Annotated in this window: 18 protein-coding genes; 9 read left to right on the forward strand and 9 right to left on the reverse strand. The window is 74.4% G+C overall.

Going from position 1 to position 22,829, the window contains the following annotated elements; translation table 11 throughout:
* Positions 1-57: 57 nt before the first annotated feature.
* From ACZ47G_RS06935 to ACZ47G_RS06945, 3 genes are all read left to right on the forward strand, one after another.
* Positions 58-1,509 carry an MFS transporter gene (locus tag ACZ47G_RS06935; protein WP_465740409.1) on the forward strand — a complete coding sequence of 484 codons (1,452 nt, stop codon included), beginning with the start codon at positions 58-60 and terminating at the stop codon, positions 1,507-1,509.
* A gap of 1,102 nt (positions 1,510-2,611) precedes the next feature.
* Positions 2,612-6,292 (forward strand): SpoIIE family protein phosphatase, encoded by a 3,681-nt coding sequence (locus tag ACZ47G_RS06940; protein ID WP_465740410.1) that lies wholly within the window; start codon positions 2,612-2,614, stop codon positions 6,290-6,292.
* A 113-nt stretch (positions 6,293-6,405) separates the two neighbouring features.
* Positions 6,406-6,810 (forward strand): nuclear transport factor 2 family protein, encoded by a 405-nt coding sequence (locus ACZ47G_RS06945; protein ID WP_465740411.1) that lies wholly within the window; start codon positions 6,406-6,408, stop codon positions 6,808-6,810.
* 30 nt (positions 6,811-6,840) lie between these two features.
* Here the strand turns inward: ACZ47G_RS06945 and ACZ47G_RS06950 are convergent, their stop codons facing one another.
* From ACZ47G_RS06950 to ACZ47G_RS06960, 3 genes are all read right to left on the reverse strand, one after another.
* The gene (locus ACZ47G_RS06950) at positions 6,841-7,908 is read right to left on the reverse strand and encodes an S-adenosylmethionine:tRNA ribosyltransferase-isomerase (RefSeq protein ID WP_465740412.1); all 1,068 of its coding nucleotides are present in this window, start codon (positions 7,906-7,908) and stop codon (positions 6,841-6,843) included.
* Positions 7,905-8,660 (reverse strand): SDR family oxidoreductase, encoded by a 756-nt coding sequence (locus ACZ47G_RS06955; RefSeq protein ID WP_465740413.1) that lies wholly within the window; start codon positions 8,658-8,660, stop codon positions 7,905-7,907. The genes ACZ47G_RS06950 and ACZ47G_RS06955 overlap by 4 nt, the downstream gene beginning before the upstream one ends.
* A 181-nt stretch (positions 8,661-8,841) precedes the next feature.
* Positions 8,842-9,789, reverse strand: coding sequence for a pseudouridine synthase (locus ACZ47G_RS06960; protein WP_465740414.1), 948 nt, complete (start codon positions 9,787-9,789; stop codon positions 8,842-8,844).
* A gap of 126 nt (positions 9,790-9,915) precedes the next feature.
* Between ACZ47G_RS06960 and ACZ47G_RS06965 the strand changes: the two genes are divergently transcribed.
* Positions 9,916-11,004 (forward strand): PP2C family protein-serine/threonine phosphatase, encoded by a 1,089-nt coding sequence (locus ACZ47G_RS06965; RefSeq protein WP_465740415.1) that lies wholly within the window; start codon positions 9,916-9,918, stop codon positions 11,002-11,004.
* A 192-nt stretch (positions 11,005-11,196) separates the two neighbouring features.
* Positions 11,197-11,586, forward strand: coding sequence for a DUF3224 domain-containing protein (locus ACZ47G_RS06970; RefSeq protein ID WP_465740416.1), 390 nt, complete (start codon positions 11,197-11,199; stop codon positions 11,584-11,586).
* A 49-nt stretch (positions 11,587-11,635) separates the two neighbouring features.
* Here ACZ47G_RS06970 and ACZ47G_RS06975 read toward each other — a convergent pair whose 3' ends face one another.
* The gene (locus ACZ47G_RS06975) at positions 11,636-12,478 is read right to left on the reverse strand and encodes a poly-gamma-glutamate hydrolase family protein (RefSeq protein ID WP_465740417.1); all 843 of its coding nucleotides are present in this window, start codon (positions 12,476-12,478) and stop codon (positions 11,636-11,638) included.
* Positions 12,479-12,658: 180 nt separating this feature from the next.
* On the opposite strand from ACZ47G_RS06975, the gene ACZ47G_RS06980 reads away from it, so the two are divergent.
* Positions 12,659-13,702: a DUF5995 family protein gene (locus tag ACZ47G_RS06980; RefSeq protein WP_465740418.1), complete on the forward strand. Its 1,044-nt coding sequence runs from the start codon at positions 12,659-12,661 to the stop codon at positions 13,700-13,702.
* Here ACZ47G_RS06980 and ACZ47G_RS06985 read toward each other — a convergent pair whose 3' ends face one another.
* A complete protein-coding gene (locus ACZ47G_RS06985) occupies positions 13,703-15,142 on the reverse strand; it encodes a GuaB1 family IMP dehydrogenase-related protein (RefSeq protein WP_465740419.1) in 1,440 nt (479 codons plus the stop codon). It abuts the gene before it with no gap.
* Between the two features lie 292 nt (positions 15,143-15,434).
* On the opposite strand from ACZ47G_RS06985, the gene ACZ47G_RS06990 reads away from it, so the two are divergent.
* Positions 15,435-16,934, forward strand: coding sequence for an SDR family NAD(P)-dependent oxidoreductase (locus ACZ47G_RS06990; RefSeq protein ID WP_465740420.1), 1,500 nt, complete (start codon positions 15,435-15,437; stop codon positions 16,932-16,934).
* 37 nt (positions 16,935-16,971) lie between these two features.
* Positions 16,972-17,424 (forward strand): nucleotide triphosphate diphosphatase NUDT15, encoded by a 453-nt coding sequence (locus ACZ47G_RS06995; protein ID WP_465740421.1) that lies wholly within the window; start codon positions 16,972-16,974, stop codon positions 17,422-17,424.
* Between the two features lie 113 nt (positions 17,425-17,537).
* Here the strand turns inward: ACZ47G_RS06995 and ACZ47G_RS07000 are convergent, their stop codons facing one another.
* The 3 genes from ACZ47G_RS07000 to ACZ47G_RS07010 are packed head-to-tail and all read right to left on the reverse strand — an operon-like array spanning position 17,538 to position 20,979.
* On the reverse strand, positions 17,538-19,775 hold the full coding sequence (locus ACZ47G_RS07000; RefSeq protein ID WP_465740422.1) for an FtsX-like permease family protein: 2,238 nt from the start codon (positions 19,773-19,775) through the stop codon (positions 17,538-17,540).
* On the reverse strand, positions 19,772-20,458 hold the full coding sequence (locus ACZ47G_RS07005; RefSeq protein WP_465740423.1) for an ABC transporter ATP-binding protein: 687 nt from the start codon (positions 20,456-20,458) through the stop codon (positions 19,772-19,774). The genes ACZ47G_RS07000 and ACZ47G_RS07005 overlap by 4 nt, the downstream gene beginning before the upstream one ends.
* Positions 20,455-20,979 carry a PadR family transcriptional regulator gene (locus tag ACZ47G_RS07010; RefSeq protein ID WP_380457495.1) on the reverse strand — a complete coding sequence of 175 codons (525 nt, stop codon included), beginning with the start codon at positions 20,977-20,979 and terminating at the stop codon, positions 20,455-20,457. Before ACZ47G_RS07010 ends, ACZ47G_RS07005 begins: the two co-directional genes overlap by 4 nt.
* A gap of 360 nt (positions 20,980-21,339) precedes the next feature.
* Here ACZ47G_RS07010 and ACZ47G_RS07015 point away from each other — a divergent pair, with 360 nt between their 5' ends.
* Positions 21,340-21,996 carry an Rv1733c family protein gene (locus tag ACZ47G_RS07015; RefSeq protein WP_465740424.1) on the forward strand — a complete coding sequence of 219 codons (657 nt, stop codon included), beginning with the start codon at positions 21,340-21,342 and terminating at the stop codon, positions 21,994-21,996.
* Positions 21,997-22,121: 125 nt separating this feature from the next.
* Here the strand turns inward: ACZ47G_RS07015 and ACZ47G_RS07020 are convergent, their stop codons facing one another.
* Complete coding sequence (locus ACZ47G_RS07020; protein ID WP_465740425.1) at positions 22,122-22,799, reverse strand: YoaK family protein; 678 nt, start codon at positions 22,797-22,799, stop codon at positions 22,122-22,124.
* Positions 22,800-22,829 lie beyond the last annotated feature (30 nt).

Below are 22,829 nucleotides of genomic sequence, written 5' to 3' on the forward strand. Positions count from 1 at the left end.
GCCCGAGACGAAGGTTCATTCACCAGACTCAATGTTCGCCCTCCGGAGGGAACACCCATGTCCCCCGCACCACCCGGCTCAGCCACACCCGTACGGCCCGGCGCCACGCTCGCGGTCACCGCGGCCGCGACCGCCCTGGTCACCGTCGCCTACACCGCCCCCACCGCCTCGCTCGCCGCCACCGCCCAGGCCGCCCACCTCGGCGCCTCGGGCCGCACCTGGATCCTCACCGGCACCCTGGTCGGCATCTCGGCCCTCCTGCTCACCGCCGGCAGCGCCGCCGACGACCACGGCCGCAAGCGGGTCTTCACCATCGGCGTGCTGCTGTTCGCCGCCGCCGAGGCCCTGGCCGCCCTCGCCCCCGGCGGCGCCGTCTACCTGGCCGCCCGGGTCCTGCTCGGCATCGCCTCCGCCGCGATCCTGGCGCCCGCGCTCGGCCTGATCAGCCACGCCCACCCGACCGGGCCCGGCCGGATCCGGGCGCTCGGGATCTGGGGCGCGGCCGTCGGCCTCGGCATCGCGGTCGGACCGGTCTACGGCGCGCTCGTCCAGCAGTGGGCCGGCTGGCGCGCGGTCGGCGGCGGACTCGCCGTGGTCTCGGCCGCCGTGGCCGCCGGCGCCGCCGCCTGCCTCACCGAATCCCGGGCCGAGCGGCCCCGCCCGCTCGACCCGTACGGCGTGCTCACCCTCGCCGCCGGCACCACCCTGCTCATCGCCGGACTCGCCGAGGGCCGCAGCGGCTGGGGGCGGCCCACGGTGGTGACGCTGCTCGCGGGTGGCGTGGCGCTGCTCGTCGCCTTCGTGGTGGTCGAGGCGACGGTCCGCGAGCCGATGCTCGACCTGGCGCTGTTCCGCAGCCCCGGCTTCATCGCCGCGACGGGCGGCGCCCTGTTCACCGGGCTCTCGCTGGTCGGGTTCATGAGCTACCTGCCCACCCTGCTCCAGGGCGTGCTCGGCCTCTCCGGCCTGGCGGCGGGCGGTGTGCTCGCTCTGTGGTCCGGCCTGTCCGTGGTCGCCGCACTCCAGGCCCGACGACTGGCCGCCCACCTGTCGGCCACCACCCAGGTCGCCCTCGGCCTGCTGATCTGCGGCCTCGGCGAGGCCGGACTATACGGGCTGACGCCCGGCTCCTCCTGGCTCCGGCTGGCGCCCGGCCTGGCGGTGGCCGGCCTCGGCAGCGGCGTCCTCAACGCGGCCCTCGCCCGGCTCGCGGTCAGCAGCGTCCCCGCCCACCGCGCCGCCATGGGCTCGGGCGCCAACAACACCTCCCGCTACATCGGCTCGGCCCTCGGCGTGGCCGTGACGGTCGCCGTCGCCGGCTCCGCCCACCCCACCGCCCCCGGTCCCAGGGCCGCGGCCGACGCCCTGGCCACCGGCACCGACCGCGCCGTCCTGGTCGCCGCCGTCCTCTGCCTCATCGGCGCCGGCCTGGCCCTCGCCGCCCGCCGCGCCACCCCGCCCCCACAGCCCACACCCCCCACCCGCGAACCCGCCACCGCCGCCCACTGACCCGCACCGGCCCCCGCCGACTCCCCGTGGGCAGCGAAGCTCCCAAGCCCGCAGGGCACGGAAGCCAAAAGGCTGAACACAGGAAGTCGAACCGGCCGACTTCCGATGCACCCCACAGCTCCTCCAAAGCCCACCGGCCGGCCCCGGCAGCATCCGCTCGCACCTTGCCCCACCGAACACAGGAAGTCGGCCAGGCCGACTTTTCGTGCGCAGCGGGAGTTCCCGCTGGGGGCAAGCGCAGGAAGTCGGGCCCGCCGACTTCCTGCGCACAGCGAACCGCCCGGCCCAACCTCGAACGCCCGCCCCGGCGACACCGCACTCGCCCGCTTAGCCCGACCCGGGAACTCGGGCCTGCCCTGTTCCTTCGTTGGCGCAGGAGACCGAACAGAGTGGCCCCCTGCGCCCGGCGGCATTGCCGCCGAGCAGGCGTAGGAAGTCGGCCCTGTCGACTTTTCGTGCGCAGCGAAGCCAACTCAAGACCCAAAGAAGTGCAGGAGATCAGCCGGGGCCGCCGAGTCGGGTCGGCCGACTACCTGCGCGCGGAGCGGCTCCCCCGGAAGGGCGAAAGGGCGTAGGGGCTCGCCGTCTGCCCCCGACAGACGCAGGAAGTCGGACCCGCCCACTTCCCGTGCGCAGCGGAACGTCCCGCAGGGGGCGAGCACAGGAAGGCTGGTCGGCCGACTTCCTGCGCGCGGAGCGGCTCCTCCGGAAGGGCGAGAGGGCGTAGGGGCTCGGCCTCTGCCCCCGGCGGACGTAGGAAGTCGGGCCCGCCGACTTCCCGTGCGCAGCGGGACTTGCAGGGGGGAGCACAGGAAGTCGGGCCCGCCGAGCTCCTGTGCAGCAGGGGTTCCCCACCGGGGGCAAACGCCACGCGCCGCGCGGGCGGGCGGACGTAGGAGGTCGGGCTCGGGCCCGCCGGCTTTCCGTGCGGGGGCCGGGCGGTGGATGGGCCGGCGGAGTGGCGGGGGGGCTGCTTGGGAGGCGTGGGGCCGGGCGGGGTTCGAGGGGCGCGGTGTGCGGGGGGGCACGAGGGGCGGGGCGCGGGGGCTGCGTGCGAGGATGGCAGGGCTGGTGGGAACGAGCTCCGGGCGGTTCTCTGGCCATGGTGGACGACGACGCGCAGCGCCGGGGGGAGCCTCAGCAGGACGCCCTGCTGCTGGTTCCGATCGCCACGGCGCTGATCGAGGCCGACGGGCGGATCCTGCACTGGAGCGGCGACGCGGAGGCACTGCTCGGCTACCGGGCGGACGAGGCGGTGGGAGCGAAGGCGGCCCGGCTGCTGACCTCCGACGAGCAGCGGCCCGAGGTGCTGGAGCTGTTCCGGGAGATCCTGGCGGGCCGGGAGTGGTCCGGGGTGTTCCCGGTGCGGCACCGGGACGGGCATCTGGTGAACCTGGAGTTCCGCACCCATCCGGTCCGCGGGCCCGGCGGGGTGCCGCTGGTGCTGGCGGTGGCGTCCGAGGTGACGACCTTGCGCCGGATCCAGTCGGACCTGGCCGTGCTGGACGGTTTCTTCACCCAGTCCCCGGTCGGCATGGCCGTGTTCGACGCGGAGTTGCGGTACGTCCGGCTGAACGAGGCGCTGGCCCTGGCCAACGGGCTGCCGGTCGGGGAGCACCTGGGCCGCCGGCTCACCGAGGTGCTGCCGGGGATCAACGGCGCCGAGGCCGAGGCGGTGATGCGGCAGGTGCTGGCGAGCGGCCGGCCGGTGGTGGACTTCCGTTCGCACGGCCGTACGCCGGGGAATCCGCAGCGGGACCACGCCTGGTCGGCCTCGTACTTCCGGCTGGCGGACCGGGGCGGGCGGGTGCTCGGGGTGAGCGCCACCATCATCGACGTCACGGAGCGCTACCGCGCGGACGCGAGGGCGGCCCGGGCGCAGGAGCGGCTGTCGCTGCTGGTCGACGCGACCGCCTCGATCGGCACCACACTGGACCTCCGGCAGACCGCCCGGGAACTGGCCGATGCGATGGTGCCCCGGGTCGCGGACCTGAGCGGGGTGTTCGCGCTGGAGGCGCTGATCGCCGGGCGCAACGTCGAGCCGCCCGTCCCGGACGCCCCGCAGTCGGTCCGCCGGCTGGCGCTGACCTCCGCCGATCCGCTCTACCCGGCCGAGGCGCTGCCGATGGATGCGGTGTACGAGCTGCCGCCGGACTCCCCGTACGCCCGGGCGCTGATCACCGGGCGGACGGTGGTGGTGCCGTCCTGGGAGCTGTCGCCGCTGGCCGACGGCCTGAGTGAGAGCCGCCGCCAGGCGTTCCTGGGCGACCGGCCGCGCTCGGTGCGGATCACGCCGCTGGTGGCGCGCGGCACCACGCTCGGGATGGTGGTGTACTCGCGGCGTGGCGACCGCGAGTCCTTCGCGGAGGCCGACATCACCCTGGGTGACGAGCTGGCCTCGCGGGCGGCCGTCGCGATCGACAACGCCCGGCTGTACCTGCGCCAGCACCAGACCGTGCTGGCCCGGCAGCAGGCGCTGCGCGAGGCGAAGGCCGCGCAGGAGCGGCTGGCGCTGGTCAACGCGGCGTCGGCGCGGATCGGCACCACGCTCGATCTCGACCGCACCGCCCATGAGTTGGCCGAGGTGGCGACGCCCCGGCTGGCCGACACGGTGGTGGTGGAGGTGCTGGAGGAGCTGGTGCGCGGCGAGCGGGAGGTCCGCGCGCCGGAGGACGGTTCGGCGCTGCTGCGGCGGATGGCGTTCCACTCGGTGCGCGGCTCGACGCTGACGCCGATCGCCAGGCTGGGCGGGGTGCACCGCTTCCTGCCCGGTTCGCCGTACGCGTGGAGCCTGGCGCACCGGCGGCCGGTGCTGGTGCCGCGGATGGACGAGGAGGGGATGGCCTGGTTCGCCGACGATCCGGTGCGCACCGCCGCGGTGCGGGAGCAGAACGTGCGCTCGTTCATGGTCGTGCCGCTGATCGCGCGCGGCAATCCGGTCGGTGTCGCGGGCTTCTACCGGACCCTGGTCGAGCGCCCGTACGAGGACGACGACCTCACGCTGGCCGGGGAGTTGGCGGTGCGGGCGGCGGTGTCGATCGACAACGCCCTGCTGTTCACCCGGGAGCGCGACGCGGCCGCCGCCCGGCAACGGGCGCTGGACGAGGCCTGGGCCGCCCAGCAGCGGCTGGGTCTGCTGAACGAGGCCAGCAACCGGATCGGCACCACGCTCGATCTGCACCGCACCGCACGGGAGTTGGTGGACGTGGTGCTGCCGCGCTTCGCCGACTTCGTCACCGTGGACCTGCGCGACGCGGTGCTCGGTGGTGAGGAGCCGGAGCCGGTGCCGCAGGTCGGACCGGTGCTGATGCGGGCGGTGGCGGTCGGGGAGACGGCGCCCGACGGCAGCATGACGGCGGCCGCGGACCAGGTCGGCGAGACCTCGCAGTCGGCCGAGGTGTACGCCCAGAGCCTGCGCACCCGGCGTTCGATCCTGGTGTCCGAGGTGACCGAGCGGGAGTTGCGGCGGATCGTCGCGGCCCCGGACCGGGTGGAGCCGGGGCTGGCCGCCGGGATCCACTCGTACCTGATGGTGCCGCTGGTGGCCCGCGGGCTCGTACTCGGCGGCGCGGAGTTCATCCGCACCCACAATCCGGTGCCGTTCGGCCCGGCGGACCGTTCGCTGGCCGAGGAGCTGGCCGCGCGCACCGCGCTGGCGATCGACAACGGCCGGCTCTACCGGCGGGAGCGGGACACCGCGCTGACCCTCCAACGCAGCCTGCTGCCCCAGGAGATCCACCGCACGCTCGGTCTGGAGCTCGCCTACCGCTACCTGCCCAGCAGCGTGGTCAGCGAGGTCGGCGGCGACTGGTTCGACGTGGTGCCGCTGTCCTCCGGGCGGGTCGCGCTGATCGTCGGCGACGTGATGGGCCACGGCATCCGGGCCGCCGCCACCATGGGCCAACTGCGTACGGTGGCGAGAACGTTGATCACCCTGGAGCTGAGCCCGACCCGGGTCCTGCACCGGCTGGACGAGGCCACCGCGGCCCTCGGTGAGGACCAGTTCGCCACCTGCGTCTGCGTGGTCTACGACCCGGCGGACCGCAGCTGCACCGCCGCCGGCGCCGGCCATCTGCCACCCGTGGTCGCCGACGCCGAGGGCAACGCCCGCCTGGTCGAACTACCGGCCGGCGCGCCGCTCGGCGTGGGCGGAGTCCCGTTCGAGAGCGTCGAGTTCACCCTCCCCGAGCAGGCCATCCTGACCCTCTACACCGACGGGCTGGTCGAGCGCCGCGGCCACGACCTGGACGAGGGCCTGGACCTGCTCCGCCGTACCGTCGCCGACCGGCGCCGCTCGCTGGAGCAGACCTGCGACGCCGTCCTGACCCGGCTCACCGGGCCCACCTCCGAGGACGACATCGCCGTCATCATGGCGCAGGTCCGCCCGGCGGGCGCCGACCGGATCGCCGCCCTGCCGCTCACCGGCGACCACGCGATGGTCGCCCACTCGCGCCGCTTCACCCGCGAGACGCTCACCGCCTGGGGCCTGGCCGAACTCACCGACTGGGCCGAACTGTTGACCAGCGAGTTGATCACCAACGCCCTGGTGCACGCCGGATCGCCCACCCAGCTGCGGCTGTTCTGCGACCGGGTGCTCACCGTGGAGGTGGCCGACCGGGAGAGCGGGACGCCCCGGATGCGCCAGGCCCGCACCGAGGACGAGGGCGGGCGCGGCATCCACCTGGTCAACGAGCTGGCGCACCGCTGGGGCAGCCGCCGGACCGGGGACGGCAAGGTGGTCTGGTTCGAACTGGAGCTGCCGCCGGACTTCCCACCTGCATGAACAACGGACGGCTGTCGGCCGGCACCCGGGGTTGTTGGCCGCCCGTACGGCCCCCGGGCTTTGCTGGTGCCACGGCGGGACAGCCCCGGCCGGACGGACCACAGGAGCCCACCATGCAGCAGACCGACGCCCGCACCGTCGTCACCGAGTACGTCACCCGGCTCGCCGCCGGTGAACTCGACGCCGCCATCGCCCTGTTCGCCGAGGACGCCATCTGGACCTACCCGGGCAGCCTGGAGCTCTCCCGCACCTGGCGCGGCAAGCAGGAGATCTTCGGCGACTTCCTCGGCCGGGTCGGCACCCTGTTCGCCCCCGACGGCCTGCCCGTCATCACCCTGACCGGCGTCCTCGCCGACGGCCCGCGGGCGGTGGCCGAGTGGACGGCCGTCGGGACGGCCGCCGACGGCGCCGCGTACGAGAACCACTGCCTGGGCGTGTTCACCGTGGAGAACGGCCTGATCACCGCCGTCCGCGAGTACCTGGACACCGAGCTCGTGGCGCGCACCCTGCTGGCCTGAACGGCGCGCGCTCCGGGGCCCAGCCGCGACTCAGTCCGGCAGCAGCAGATTGACGTCGCCGAACTCGTGCCACAGATACCGCCGTTGAACCGCCTCGCGATAGCAGGACGCCAGCAGCGGGCGACCCGCGACGGCGGCGAGCATCAGCAGGTGGGAGGCGCGCGGCTCGTGCCACCCGGTGAGCAGGCCGTCCACCGCGCGGACCCCGCGCTCCGGGGTGATGACCAACTCCGTCCAGCCGTCCGCCTCCTGGAGGGTGCCGTCCGGTGCGACCGCCGACTCCAGGGCGCGGACGACGGTGGTACCGACGGCGATCACCCGCCCTCCCCCGGCGCGGACGTGGCCGACCAACCGGGCGGTGGCCGCCGGGACGTGGAAGCGCTCGGCGTACGGGGCCTCATGGGCCTCCGGCGAGGCCACCCCGGTGTGCAGGGTGACCGGCGCGACCAGCACCCCCCGACCGGCCAGCCGCGCCACCGTACCGGGCGTGAACGGACGGGCGGCGCTGGGCATTTCGCTGCTGCCGGGGACGGTCGCGAAGACCGTCTGGTAGGACTCGATCGGCCAGTCGCGGTCCACGTAGCCGTACCGGATCGCCCGACCGTGCAGCTCCAGGTAACGCAACAGGGGTGCGGGCAGGTCCAGTTCGGCGTACCAGAGGCGGGCGGTGAAGGACTGCACCAGCTCGGCCGCGCCACCCGCCGGCAGCGCGACACGCAGGCCCGGGCGAGCCGGGGACTCCCCCGGCGGGTAGTAGGACGCCGCCCGGCCCGGCTCCACCCGGCGCAACTCGACCAGGTGGGAGCCCTGTTGGTCCGGCTGGGCGGAGGACAGGTGCAGCGCGACCGGGGTGCCGTCCGGCAGCCGTCCGGGCAGCGCGGCCGGGAGGGTGGCCGAGTTGTTGACCACCAGGAGGTCCCCCGGGCGCAGCACCTCGGGCAGGTCGGCGAACCGGCGGTGCTCCACCGCGCCGGTGGCCCGCCGGCCGACCAGCATCCGCACGCCGTCCCGGGATCCGCCGCGCGCCTCCGCCGGTGCGCGGGCGGAGAGTTCGGGCGGGACGGTCACGTCGAGACCCAACTCGGCCAGGGTCGTCATCGCCCGCCCCGGTCGGTCGCCGGCACCGCGGCCAGGTCCTCGGCACGGTAGCGGCCGGAGGGGGTGCGGTCGCGCAGCAGGCCGAGCAGGACGGGCGCGACCTGTTCCGGCAGCGGCTCGCCCGAGATGTCCTCGCCGGGGCTGGCCTCCAGCAGCATCCGGGTGTTCATGCTGCCCGGGTCGACCGCCCAGACGCGCAACTCCAGCTCCTCCCGGGCGAGTACGGCGGTGGCCAGGTCGAGCGCGGCCTTGCTGGCGCCGTAGCCGCCCCAGCCGAGGTAGGGCACCACGGCGGCGTCCGAGCTGATGTTGAGCACCGCGCCGGAGTGGGCGCGCAGTTGGGGCAGGACGAGCTGGGTGAGCGCGATCGGGGCGAGCGCGTTGACCTCGAAGACCTCCAGCAGGTCCGGCAGCGGGAAGTCGGCCAGCCGGGGCAGCGGCTCGCTGCCGGGGGCGGCGGCGCCGTTGAGCGTACCGGCGTTGTTGACCAGGAGGCTCGCGCCGCCGAGGCGCTCGGCGGCCTCGGCCAGGTGGGCCCGGTGGTCGTCGTCGACGATGGAGCCCGGCAGGGCGACGACCTCGGTGACGGCGGCCAGGCCGGCCGCGGCGTCGGCGAGTTCGGCCGCGCCGCGGGCGGTGATCACCAGGCGCCAGCCCTCGGCGGCGAGGGCGTGGGCGAGGGCCAGCCCGAGGCCGCGGGAGGCGCCGGTGACCAGGGCGACGGGGGCGGGGGTGTGCGCTGCTGCGTTCATGGCCCAACGATCGCGCCGCGGCGCCGTCGGCGGATCGGCCACCGGTACCGGGACCGGGTCCTCCGTTCGCCCTAGATCGCCGGCCGGACCTAGGACCGGGCCTGGTCTGGTCTGGTCTGGTCTGGAGGGGAACCCGGCCTGGAGGGAGCCAGGCCCGGCCGGGAGCCGGGTCAGGCCACGGTCAGGCTCCGGCCCGCCAGCCGGACGGGTCGGTCCAGGCGGCGAGCGTGCGGCGGCTTTCGAAGCGGCGCTCCCGGCCGGTCAGCGGGTCGGTGAACTCGATCGCCGAGGCGAGCAGTTGCAGCGGCCGGCGGAAGTCGTCCGGGGCCGGTTCGGGCAGCACCACCGGGTACACCGGGTCGCCGAGGATCGGCAGTCCCAGGCCGCTCATGTGCAGCCGCAGCTGGTGGGTGCGCCCGCTGAGCGGCCGCAGCCGGTAGCGGGCGAGGCCGTCGCGGTGCTCCAGCAGGTCGATCCGGCTCTCGCTGTTCGGCGGCGCGTCCAGCTCCCGGGCGGCGATCACCCCGCGCTCCTTGACGATGTGGCTGCGCACCGTGCGCGGCAGGCTCAGCTCCGGGTCGTACCGGGCGACCGCCCGGTACTCCTTGCGCACCTGGCGGTCCCGGAACAGCGTCTGGTAGGCGCCGCGCTCCTCGGCCCGGACCACGAACATGGCCAGGCCCGCGGTGAGCCGGTCGAGCCGGTGCGCGGGGCTGAGCGCGGGCAGGTCGAGGTCGTGCCGCAGCCGGGACAGCGCCGTCTCCACCACGTGCCGGCCGCGCGGGGTGGTGGCCAGGAAGTGCGGCTTGTCGACGACCACCAGGTGCTCGTCGCGGTGCAGCACCACCAGCTCGAAGGGGACCGGCACCTCCTCCGGGTGGTCCCGGTGGAACCACAGGTGCGCACCGGGGCGAAACGGTTCGTCGTAGGCGATCGGGCCCTGCTCGCCGACGATCTCGCCGTCGCGCAGCGCCGTCTCGATCCGCGCCGCGGCCACCGCGGGCAGCCGCTCGACCAGGTGGTCCCGGACCGTCGGCCAGTCGCCCTCCGGCGGCAGCCGCAGGTGCACCGGGTCCACGCCGCGGCGCTGCGGGAGGGGGGAGGTCGGGCGGTGGCTCTTGCGTCTCATCTCCCGGCCAAGGGTAGTGCGCGGCCCCGTCGGGCCCGCGCCGAGGTGCTGACCCGGGGCCGGGCGGGGAAAGTGGTTCGAAGGCCCTCGGGGCCCGAAGCATTTTCGATTCCTGGAGGAATTCGCGTGAGCGCCGACGGCCCGGACGGGCTTCCGCCGCTGCACCTGCCACGGCGGACCCGGCTGCTGCTGTACGGCGCCCTCGTGCTGCTGGTCGCCGCCGTGGTGGCGGCCCTGGCGCTCGGCCCGGGGGCGACCCTGTCGCCGCTGCTCGCGGTGGCCCCGGTGCTCGTCGGGGCCACCACCCGCAAGGCCCGGGTACCACTGCTGGTCGGTGCGGCGGCACTGCTGGCGGTCGCCGTACTGGAGTCGACCAACACCGTGCTGCCGCTCTCGGTGCGGATCAGCGTGCCGGTCACCGTGCTGGCCGCGACCCTGGCCAGCGCGGCCAGCGTGCTGCTGGTGGCGGCCCGGGAACGGGAGCTGTACCAGGTGCGGACGGTGGCCGAGGCGGCCCAGCGGGCCCTGCTGCGACCGCCCGCCGAGCGGATCGGGCCGCTGCGGCTGGCGGTGCGGTACGTCGCGGCGACCGCCGAGGCGCGGATCGGCGGGGACCTGTACGCCGTGGTGGAGACCCGCTTCGGGGTGCGGATCCTGCTGGGGGACGTGCAGGGGCACGGGCTCCCCGCCGTGGAGACGGCGGCGGACGTCCTGGGGGTGTTCCGGGAGGCGGCGCGCACCGAGCCCGACCCGGGGCGGCTGGCGGAGCGGCTCGACGCGGCGCTCACCGCCCGGCCGGGCGACGGGCGGTTCGCCACCGCGCTGCTGCTGGACGTCCCGGCCGGCCGGGAGCCGGTACGGGTGGTGAACTGCGGGCATCCGCCCCCGCTGCTGCGCCGCGCGGGCGCGGTGGACGAGCTGGCGCCGGCCGTGACGGCGCCGCCGCTGGGCCTGCGCGAGCTGACCGGGCAGGACTACTCGGCGAGCCGCTTCGATCCCAGCCCGGGCGACCTGCTGCTGCTCCACACCGACGGGGTGTCCGAGGCCCGGGACGCCGACGGCCGGTTCTACCCGCTGGCGGAGCGGCTGCCCGGACTGCACGGCAGCAGCCCGGCGGACCTGCTGGACGCCGTGCTGGCGGACGTCCGGGGCTGGGTCGGCGACCCGGGGCTGGCCGACGACGCGGCGCTGCTGGCGCTGCGCTGGGACCACTGAGGCGGCCGGGGCGGGAGTGCGGGCGCGATTGTCAGTGGCGCGTGCGAGGCTTCACCCACGGTCGACCAGGTATCGATCGTGCGGGGCGGCCGCGTGCACGGGTGTACCGGTGCACGGGTGTACGGGTGCACGGGCACGGGTGCATGGGCATTCGGCCCGACCGCTGATGGGAACCGACGAGGGGAGCGTGCCATGGCGGAGGCGAGCGGGTCGTTCGCGGTGACGGCGTTCGAGCCGGTGGAGACGGAGCAGCACGAGGCGGGCTCCGCCTTCGGCCGGGTCAGGATCGCCAAGACCTTCACCGGTGGGTTGAGCGGGCACGGCGAGGTCCGGATGCTGTCCGTCGGCGACGTGTCGGGCGGGCCGGCCTCCTACGTCGCGGTGGAGCACGTGACGGGCGAACTGGACGGGCGCGCGGGCTCGTTCGTGCTCCAGCACGCGGCCTGGGACACCACCGGGGTGACGATACGCGTGGTGCCGGGCACGGGGTCGGGCGAACTGGTCGGGATCACCGGCGAGTTCCGGCTGACCGTCGACGAGTCCGGCACCCACACCTACGTGCTGGCGTACGAGCTGGGCTGACGCCCGTCCCGTTCGCCCGGCGGGCATGGCACGGCGGATGAGCCGGGTGTCACAGCACGGGCTGGGTCGCCTCCAGGCGCTGGATCGCGGCCCGGACGGCCGCCGTGAAGCTCCAGAACAGCGGCAGCGTGTTGGCCGCACGGTCGAACCGGTTGTTCTTGCCCGGGGCGAACATCGCGGCCCGCAGCTCGGTGGTCAGCTCCAGCTGGGCGCCCATGCCGAGCATGCTGCGGTTGCAGATGTTCTCCGGGGCGATGCCGGCGATCTCCTCCTCCCCGGAGGCGGTCACGGCACGGATGCCCGCCGTGGCGAACTCCTCCATCAGGTACTGGCGGAAGGCGGAGTTCAGGCCGCCGACCAGCACGGCCTGGGCGCCCGCCTCCAGACCGGCCTGGGCGGTGGTGCAGCCGTGCAGCGACAGCACATTGAGGCTGCCGGAGCACATCGCCCGCGCCACGGTGTCGTCGCAGTGGGTCGAGGTGACGTGCAGCGCGCCGTTGTTGGTGGCCCGCAGGCCCTCGAACATCCAGAAGTCGTGCACCGGCCCGGCGGCCGGGGTCGGGGCGAGGCCGACGGGGTGGTAACCGGCCACGGCCAGGCACAGTTCGGAGGTGCCGCCCTCGATGCCGCCGCCGTGCGGCGCGATGACGGTGGTCCGGACGAGGGCCGCACGGTCCTGCGGGCTCTGGTCGTCGATCAGGTGCCGGCGGTAGCGGCGGCCGTAGTCCACGCCCTCGGTCAGGGCCGGGTCGGCGTAGAGCGCCGTGTTGGAGGGATAGCTGTCTGCGGCGCTCGCGGGGGTGCCGCCGACGGCAGCGCCGAGGGTGCTGAGGGCCGGGGCCGCGGCGAACGCGGCGATCAGGGTACGACGGTTGATCACGATCGGGATCATGGCAGGAGGTGGGAGATAGGTAAAGTCGGAGCAAAGTCACGGCCGGGGCCGCATCTGGCGCGGCGGGGTCGGCCTGATCGTGTGACACCGGCCCGACGGGCGCGTGCCGCGAGCGCCGGGCGCCACTCCACACTGCCACGATGATGCGATCAGTGCACGATCGGCATCGGAGGGTGGCACATGCCCGGAACAGCAACTGCCCCTGCGGTTACGGCCCGTACGCCGGCGACGGTCGAGGAGGTGGTCGGCCGGCTGCGGGAGATCGCGGCGGCCCTGCCGCTCTCCGACGGGGTGGCGGTCTTCAATCGGCTCTACCTCACCGTCACCGAGGCGGTCCGCGACCGGCTGGCGGACGGGTACTTCGCCGATCCGCCGGCGATGGCCGAGCTTGACGCGGTGTTCGCCGGGCGGTACCTGCTGGCCGTGGACAGCGACGCGGCGGGGCGGGAGCCGCCCGCCTGCTGGCGGCCGCTGTTCGCGCTGCGCGCCCACCCGGGCGTGCACCCGCTGCAGTTCGCGCTGGCCGGGATGAACGCCCACATCCAGCACGACCTGCCGCTGGCGGTGGTGGACCTCTGCCGCCGCCGGGGTTGCGCGCCGGCCGAGGTCGAGCAGGACTACCACCGGATCAACGGGGTGCTGGCCGAGGTCGAGGCGGTCGCCCGGGAGCAGCTGCTGCCCGGGCCCGAGCTGCCGGAGTGCGCCGGCCTGTTCACCCACGCCGGGCCGCTCAACCACACCGGTCCGCCCACCGCCACCGGCCCGCTCAACCACACCGGTCACCTCAACCACACCGCTCCGCTCGCCCACCTGCTCGGCACCTGGTCGGTCGAGGCCGCCCGGGAGGGGGCCTGGTCCGCCGTCCAGGCGCTCTGGGCGCTGCGCGCGCTCCCGTCCGCCACCCGGGCCTTCGACGCGGCGCTGGACGGCTCGGTCGGGCTGCTCGGCCACGCCCTGCTGCTCCCGCTGGTGCCGTACGAGAGCCGCAGCGATCACCGCGTCCATTGCGACCACCGCGTCCATTGCGACAACGGCCCCGACGGCGCCCACCACAGCCACGGTGGCCACCGAGGTCACCAAGGTCACCAAGGTCACCAGAGCCACGACAGCTACCAGAGCCACCCCGGGCACCCCCGGAACGGCGCCCCGGAGACGGCCGCGGCCGCCCGGCCCCCCGCGACGGGGGCCCGGACGGCCGACGGTACGGACGCGTGCTGTGCCTGATCAGGCCCAGCTGGAGTGCAGCGGCTTGCCCTCGGCGTAGCCGGCCGCGCTCTGGATGCCCACGATCGCCTTCTCGTGGAACTCCTCCAGGGTGTTGGCGCCCGCGTAGGTGCAGGAGCTGCGCACACCGGCCACGATCGAGTCGATCAGGTCCTCCACGCCCGGGCGGGCCGGGTCGAGGAACATCCGGGAGTGCGAGATGCCCTCCTCGAACAGCGCCTTGCGGGCCCGGTCGTAGGAGGAGTCCTGGGCGGTGCGGTTGCTGACGGCGCGGGCCGAGGCCATGCCGAAGCTCTCCTTGTACTGGCGGCCGTCGGCGGCGGTCTGGAGGTCGCCCGGGGACTCGTAGGTGCCCGCGAACCAGGAGCCGATCATCACGTTGGAGGCGCCGGCGGCCAGCGCCATGGCGACGTCGCGCGGGTGGCGCACACCGCCGTCGGCCCAGACGTGCTTGCCGAGCCGGCGGGCCTCGGCGGCGCACTCCAGGACGGCGGAGAACTGGGGGCGGCCGACGCCGGTCATCATCCGGGTGGTGCACATGGCGCCGGGGCCGACACCGACCTTGAGGATGTCCGCGCCCGCCTCGACCAGGTCGCGCACGCCGGCGGCGGAGACCACGTTGCCGGCCACGATCGGGATCCGCGGGTCCAGGCCGCGCACCGCGCGCAGGGCGCTGATCATGCTCTCCTGGTGGCCGTGCGCGGTGTCGACGACGAGCACGTCGGCGCCGGCGTCGATCAGCGCCTTGGCCTTGCCCGCGACGTCGCCGTTGATGCCGACGGTGGCGGCGATCCGCAGCTTGCCGTTCGCGTCCACGGCCGGGGTGTAGAGGGTGGCGCGCAGCGCGTTCCTGCGGGTGAGCAGGCCGACCAGCTTGCCCTCGCCGTCGACGACCGGGGCGAGCTTGCGGTGGGCCTCGGTGAGCTTGTCGAAGGCGGTGCGCGGGTCGGTGCCCTCGTCCAGCAGCAGCAGGTCGCGGGACATGATGTCGGCGAGGCCGGTGAAGCGGTCGACGCCCTGGCAGTCGGACTCGGTGACGACGCCGACGGGCTTGCCGTCCTCGACCACCACGAGGGCGCCGTGGGCGCGCTTGGGCAGCAGCGAGAGGGCCTCGGCGACGGTGGCGCCGGGGGACAGGGTGATCGCGGTGTCGACCACCAGGTGGCGCTGCTTGACCCAGGAGATGACGTCGGCGATGACCTCGGTGGGGATGTCCTGGGGGATGGCGACCAGGCCGCCGCGGCGGGCGACGGTCTCGGCCATCCGGCGGCCGGCGATGGCGGTCATGTTGGCGACCACCAGCGGGATGGTGGTGCCGGTGCCGTCGTTCGAGGAGAGGTCGACGGCCTGCCGGGAGCCCACGGAGGAACGGCTGGGGACCATGAAGACGTCGTCGTACGTCAGGTCGTACGAGGGCTTGAGGTCGTTCAGGAAGCGCATGAAGGGGGGCTCTCCGGCTGGGGGAAGGTACACCTCGGGTGCGGTTGCGGCGATGCCGCCGGGGCGCACTCGGGCGCCCGGCACCCAGCATTCGATTCTCCGTGAGGACGGGGGCAAATGCCAGTTCGAGGAGCATTGCTGGGGGTGTGCACAAACCATGATCAATGCTCCGCGCGTAGACATGTGCGATCCTCCAAAGCCCCGGCCCCGGCTCCGGCTTTCGCCCCGGCCGGGGCCGCTCCCGTAGCATTCAGGCGGTAACGGCGAGGCGAGTGGGAAAGCGGCACCAGGCGTGAGCATCGAGCAGACGGACATCGGGCAGGGTCTAGGCGAGGAGGAGATCGACTACGGTCCTGGTCTCGACCCCGAGCGGCTGAAGCTCTGTCTGGAGGTGCTCGCCGAGCTGGACGAGCTGCACGTCGACCACCCGGACGCGATCACCGTCCGCCAGGCCGTCGGCGGCATATTCCGGACCCTCAAGCAGCGCCGCCGCCAGGAGACCCGGGCCCGCAAGACGGCCAACGACCGCGAGGTCACCGCCCGCACGGCCACCGGCGCCCCGTCCCGGATCGACGACGAGACGGCCGGCGCCTTCGGCCTGACCACCGTCACCACCACCGAGATCGCCGGCATCCTGGAGCGGCCGCGCTCCTGCTACACCTGCAAGACCCGCTACGTCGAGGTCGACGCCTTCTACCACAACCTGTGCCAGAAGTGCGCCGTCCTGAACCGGTCCCGCCGGGACGCCCGGGCCGACCTCACCGGCAAGCGCGCGCTGCTGACCGGCGGCCGGGCCAAGATCGGGATGTACATCGCGCTGATGCTGCTGCGCGACGGCGCCCACACCACCATCACCACCCGCTTCCCCAACGACGCCATCCGCCGCTTCACGGCGATGCCGGACAGCGCCGAGTGGATCCACCGCCTCAAGATCATCGGCATCGACCTGCGCGACCCGGCCCAGGTGATGGCCCTCGCGGACGAGGTCGCCGCCGACGGCCCGCTGGACATCCTGATCAACAACGCCGCGCAGACCGTCCGCCGCCCGGCGGAGTCCTACCGCGAGCTGGTCAACGCCGAGGGCGCCCCGCTGCCCGCCGGCGAACTGCCCCAGTCCACCACCATCGGCCGGTTCAACAGCGGCAGCGTCGACCTGCCCGCCCTCCCCCACCAGGCGAGCGACGGCGGGCAGCGGCTGGCCGCCGAGGACGTCACCTCGCTCGCCCTGGTCACCGGCTCCGCCACCCCGGCCCGGATCGAGGCCGGCACCGCGATCGACGCCGGCGGCCTGGTGCCCGACCTCGCGCCCACCAACAGCTGGGTGCAGACCGTCAGCGAGGTCGGCCCGGTGGAGCTGCTGGAGGTCCAGCTCTGCAACTCCACCGCGCCGTTCATCCTGATCAGTCGGCTGCGCCCGGCGATGGCCGCGTCCGCGTCCCGCCGCAAGTACGTGGTCAACGTCTCCGCGATGGAGGGCGTGTTCCACCGCGGCTACAAGGGCGCCGGCCACCCGCACACCAACATGGCCAAGGCCGCGCTGAACATGCTCACCCGCACCAGCGCGCAGGAGATGTTCGAGTCCGACGGCATCCTGATGACCGCCGTCGACACCGGCTGGATCACCGACGAGCGGCCGCACCCGGACAAGATGCGCCTCGCCGACGAGGGCTTCCACGCCCCGCTCGACCTGGTCGACGGTGCGGCCCGGGTGTACGACCCGATCGTGCGCGGCGAGGCGGGCGAGGACCTCTACGGCTGCTTCCTCAAGGACTACGAGCGCGCCAACTGGTAACCGTCCACGGCACCACCAGCCCCAAGGAGAAACCGAGTTGACCACCGCACCGCTGCTCGGCGCCGGGATCGTCGTGCCCACCGGGGACGGCCGGGTGCTGCTCGGCCGGCGCATCACGGCCGGTGAGCCGCCGACCTGGAGCCTGCCCGGCGGAAAGGTCGACCCGGGCGAGTCCTTCGAGCGGACCGCGGCCCGCGAACTCGCCGAGGAGACCGGGATCGTGCTGCCCGAGGCCGGGATGCGGGTGCTCGCCGTGCACCTGGACCACGAGCTCGGCCGGCCCCGGCTGACCGCCGCCGTTCTGGCGCCGCCGAGCCTGGCCGAGGCGCTGGTCACCGAGCCGCACGCCTGCGCCGGCTGGGAGCGCTTCCCGGTGGACGCGCTGCCCGAGCCGATGTTCTACCCGTCCGCGCTGGTGCTCGGCAGCTGGCTGTCCGGGCTGGACGGCGTACGGCGGGACGGGACGGACAGCTACCCCGTCGCCCACTGATCCGCGCGACGGATCCACGGGCGACGGGGTGGTCGACTCCGGTACAGGACTGAGCCGTTGCGGGGCTCAGCCGTTGCGGAGCTCGGCCGTACGGGACTGAGCCGCTGGGGGACTCAGCCGTTGCGGGCCGCCTCCGGCCCGGTGATCCGCCGCAGCAGCGGCAGGGTGGAGGCGATGATGCCCAGCGAGGCGGCCAGTCCGAAACCGGTCAGCCCGTAATAGGTGAGGTCCGGCGAGACCAGGCCGTAGCCCATCTGCGACCTGAGGAACATCGCCGCCGCGGCGAAGCCCGTCCCGATCGCGAGCGCCGAGACCACCAGCAGCGGCAGCGCGCTCTCCAGTCCCACCACCCGGCGCAGCAGCCGCAGCGGCGCGCCGGTCAGCCGCAGCATCGCGAACGGCCGTCGGCGGTCGGAGAGTCCGGCCACCACGCTGACCGCGAGGCTGCAGCCGGCGATCGGCAGGGTGGTCAGCAGCACCACGTTCGCCAGCTGCCGCCAGCTCTGGAGCTTCTTCTGCCCTTCGGAGGACCAGTCCTCGGCCAACCGCGGCTGGGAGGTCGGGAACTCCTTCAGGAACAGGGTCCGCAGCTGCTCCTTGGCTTCCTCGGAGCCGTCGGTGGTCGCGTAGATCATCCGTACCGGGAGCCCGTCCGCCTGCCCCGCGGAGATCGGCGCGGCGGGCCACTGGTGCCCGCTGGCGTCCGCCAGGTCGACCAGCTTGAACGGGTCGACCGCCGCGACGGCGGCGCCGGGGGCGCAGTGGCCGACCACGGGGATCTGCGCGAGGTCCGAGCAGGTCACCAGGCTGGGCGCGATCCGTCGCTCGCCCAGCTGGTACGCGCCGACCCCGGCCGGGTTGTCGCGCACCAGGGCGATCCCCCGGAATCCGGGGACGGCCCGGGCCTGCGCCAGTACGCGGTCGGGCACCGGCGGCAGCGGGGGCGCGTCCTCCGTCTTGCCGAACGCGGTGTCAACGATCGCCTTGCGGACCTCGGGGGCGCCGTCCAGCACGCCCTGGTTGGCGTTGATGGTGCCCATGATGGCCAGCGTGCCGGTGGTCACGAAGAGCGCCAGCACCAGGCCGGCGACCGAACGGAAGCCCGCCCTCGGGTCGTCCGAAAGGCGGCGCATCGCGATCAGCGAGGCCGGCCGGCTGGTCCGTCGGGCGACCGCCCGGGCGGTCGCCAAGGTGAGCCACGGACCGGCGATCACCAGGCCGAGCATCACCAGCACGAAGCCGGTCAGGTACGCCAGGGACTGCGCGTTGGTGGTCTTCGGGTGGCTGCCGACGAAGTAGCCGAGCTCGGCCAGGCCGGCCACCAGCGGCGCCGGCCGCCAGACGCTCGGCGGCTTCGGAGTGACCCGGCGGGAGACCCCGAGCGGCGAGATGGTGACCCGGCGCAGCGCGAACCGGGCGGCGAGCGCGGCCGCCAGCGGCACGCCCAGCACCACCCCGGCCACCTGCGGCAGGGTCAGGCTCAGGTCGGAGGCGAAGAAGCGGTCGCCGGTGAACGGCACGTCGGCCACCACCGGCTTCAGCGCGAAGTACAGGCCGAAGCCGACGACCGTGCCGATCAGCGCGGCGAGCGTGGACTCCACCGCCGACATCACCGACACCTGACCCGGAGTGGCCCCCACCAGGCGCATCGCGGCGTAGCGCTGCTCCCGGGTGGCGGCGGACAGCCTGGTCGCGGTGCCGATGAAGATCAGCACCGGGAAGATCAGCGCGGCGGCCACCACGGTGAGCACCAGGACCAGCGCGTCGCCGTGCACCCCCGCGCCGTAGCAGCCGGACTCGCAGTTGTCGGGCAGTGTGGTGGCGATGCTGGTGACGGTGGCGGCCCTCGGCAGCGCCTTGACCTCGTCCGTGGTGCGGCCGATGACCACCGCAAGGGTGTCCGGGGAGGGCAGCCCGGCGTCGGCGATGGTACCGACCTGCCGTCCCGGGAAGCGGTCGCCCAGTTCGACGGCCGGGGTGTCGCGCAGCAGCTTCTCCAGCGCGGGCGAAGCGTAGTACTCGCCGGGCGCGGGCAACCGGCTGAGGCCGGGCGGCGGTGGCGAGGTGGGCCCGGTCGGGGCGAGGTCGGCCCGGAAGACGGACTTCCCCTGGTAGTAGTCGATCCGGGCGGCCCACCAGAGCGGGTCCGCCGAGGCGTTGGCGGCCGTCGCGCCCTTGGCGCCGGTGTTCATCCAGAGCTGCCGCTGGTTGGCGCGGTCGATCGCGTTCATGCCGGCGAACGTGGACAGCAGCAGCCCGACCCCGATCGCGACCGCCGCCGCGATCATCAACAGCCGGGCCAGGGCCTCCCGGCCGCCGCTGACGGCCAGTCGGAGCGAGAAGGCGATCACGGGGCCACCGGTCCGGTGGAGAGGGTACGGGCCTGGCCGTCGCGGACGATCGTCTCGCGGTCGGCGTAGGCGGCGACCCGCGGTTCGTGGGTGACCAGGATGACGGTGGTGCCCTGTTCCCGGGCCGAGGAGACCATCAGTTCCATCACCTGCTCGCCGGTCAGCGAGTCCAGCGCGCCGGTCGGCTCGTCGGCGAACAGCACCTCCGGGCGGGCCACCAACCCCCGGGCCAGCGCCACGCGTTGGGCCTGTCCACCGGACAACTCGCCGGACCGGCGCTGCTCCAGGCCGTCCAGGCCGAGCCGGGCGAACCAGGGCCGGGCCTGGGCCAGGGCGGCGCCCCGGCGGACACCGTTCAGCAGCAGCGGCAGGGCCACGTTCTCCTCGGCCGTCAACTCCGGTACCAGCTGGCCGAACTGGAAGACGAAGCCGAACTTGTCCCGGCGCAGGGCACTGCGCCGGGACTCGGCCATGGTGTCCAGGCGCTGCCCGTTGAACAGCACCTCGCCCGCGTCGGGCACCAGGATGCCGGCCAGGCAGTGCAGTAACGTCGACTTGCCCGAGCCGCTGGGGCCCATGACGGCGAGCACCTCGCCGGCCTCGACGGACAGGCTCGCTCCGCGCAGCGCGGGCGTCTCGCCGAAGGCGAGGGCGATGTCGCGGGCCTCGATGACGATGGTCATGCGCGCACCTCCGCGGCGAGGGCGTCGAGCCGGGCGACGGTCAGGTCGATCCAGCGCAGGTCGGCCTCCAGGTGGAACAGTCCGTGGTCGGCGAGCAGGGCGTCCACCAGGGGGCCGGAGCGGCGCAGTTCGGTGAGTTCGCGCATCCGGCGCAGGTGGGCGGCCCGCTGGGTATCCAGGTACAGCTCGGCGTCGCGACCCAGCAGCAGGGCCAGCACCACCTTGGTGAACAGCACGGACTGCAGGGTGGGTTCGGGCGCGACCGGCTCCTGGAGCCAGGTCTCGAACTCGGTCGCCCCGGTCTCGGTGATGACGTAGCGCTTGCGCTCGGGCCCGTCGCCGGGCTCGGCCTCACCGGCCATCACCTTGCCGTCGCGGGCCAGTCGGCCGAGGGTCGCGTAGACCTGGCCGTACGGCAGGGGCTTGCCCCGGCCGAAGAAGGAGTCGTAGTCGCGCTTGAGGTCGTAGCCGTGGCTCGGCTCCCGCTCCAGCAATCCGAGGAGGGTCAAAGGAACACTCATGAGGAGGACCATACACCAGGGATATACACCGAGTGTATAGCTGGCGAGAATACGCCGCTGACCTGGCAAAACGTCAACTCGTGCACAGGGGCGGGCAGGAGACGGCCGTACGACCGCCTCCCGCTCCGCACCACGGCCCGGCACCCCCACGGTCGCCGGCCCGGAGCCGCGCCCAGGCACGGAGGGCGCGGCCGGACTCCAGCCTGCCCGACCGGGGCGCCGCCGCCGAGGGCCGAACGTCCCGGGTGGCGGGGCCCCACGGCACCGGAAGCGTGACCCACTCTTGTGCGAGGGGGGCGGTCGGGTGGAGATTGGGTGACGAAACCCCGTACGCGCCCGCGTCCCTGAGGAGGCCCCAGCGTGTCCAGCGCACCCCGCCCGGCCCGGCCCGCGTCGCTCCCGCGGCGAACCGGCCGTCAGCTGCGGCGGGCCTTCGGGGCCCGGCACGAACCGTTGGCCCGCTCCCTCGACCGCTCCCGCGCCCGCGCCTGGCTGCTCACCCTCCTCGGCGGACTGCTGGCCGCCGCCGTCTCCGCCGGCGGCGCGCTGCTGCTCTACCGCGCCACCGCACCGCAGGCCGACGCCGACAACGCGCGGCTGCACCGGATCGACGCCGTGGTGACCGCCGCCGCCGACCACGCCGGCCACTCCGGCAGCCGGTTCTCCGGCGGCTACGGCAACCGGGCCGACGTCCGGGCCACTTGGAGCTACCCCGGCGCCACCCCGCACACCGGCACCGTCGAGGCCCCGACCTCGGCCGTCGCCGGCAGCGTCGTCCCGGTCTGGGTCGACCCGGCCGGCAACGCCACCGCTCCCCCGGTCAACCGCGCCGCCCTCGCCGTCTCCGCCGCCTGCACCGGCGCCGGCGCCCTGCTCACCCTCGCCGCCCTGCTCACCCTCGCCCTGCGGCTGCGCCTCCAGGCCCTCGACCGCCGGGCCGAGGAAGACTGGACCGCCGGCTGGGCCCGCCTCGAACCGCTCTGGAGCGGCCGCGCGGGGCACCGCCGGGAGGAGTGACCGGCGCGGGCGAAGCGGAGCTACCAGCGCGGGCGAAGCGGAGTGACCGGCGGGGCGGAGCGGAGTGACCGGCGGAGCGGAGCGGAACGGCGGACGCCCCCGACCCAGACCTTTCGGAACAGGCTTCAGCGGCGTTCCGTCCAGCCCGGGGCCGGGGTGGAGCCGGCGGCGTGGTGGGTCAGGGTGGCGACGGCGATCAGCAGGACGAGGGCCAGGGCCAGGGCGACGGTGACCGTGGTGTGGAGGACCAGGGCGGCGCCGAGGAGCGCTCCGGCGAACATCCAGCCGGCCGAGGCGAGCCGGCGGGGGCCGGTGCGGTCGGCGGCGAGGGCGGTGATGGTCATGGTGAGCACGGTGGTGGTGAGGTCCGGGACCTTCAGCGCGCGGACCACCGCGTTCTGGCCGCCCATGGCGAGGGCGAGCAGGCCGATCAGGGTGTAGCGGGCGGGTTCGGAGCTGTGGCCGGCCGCCGCCGCCAGGGCGGTGCTCCCGGCGAGGAGCACCGCCTGGGCGGCGACGGCGACGGTCAGCAGTCGGCCCCGGTGGCCGGGCAGGTGCCGGGCGAGGTGGCCGCCGGCCAGGGCGCCGAGCAGGAAGGCGGCGAGGGCGGCCAGTGAGGCGGTGGCGGACAGACCGGGAGCGCCGGCCAGGGCGAAGCCGAGGAAGACCACGTTGCCGGTCATGTTGGCGACGAAGACGTGCCCGAGTTCGAGGTAGCTGACCGCGTCCACCACCCCGGTGACCAGGGTCAGCACCAGCAGCATCGGCACCAGCGGCCCGTGCTCGGGGTCGGCTTTCAGCATCGGGCGGCCTCCCGGAAGGTTCGGCTGACG

Source organism: Kitasatospora sp. NPDC030952 (genome assembly GCF_055571335.1).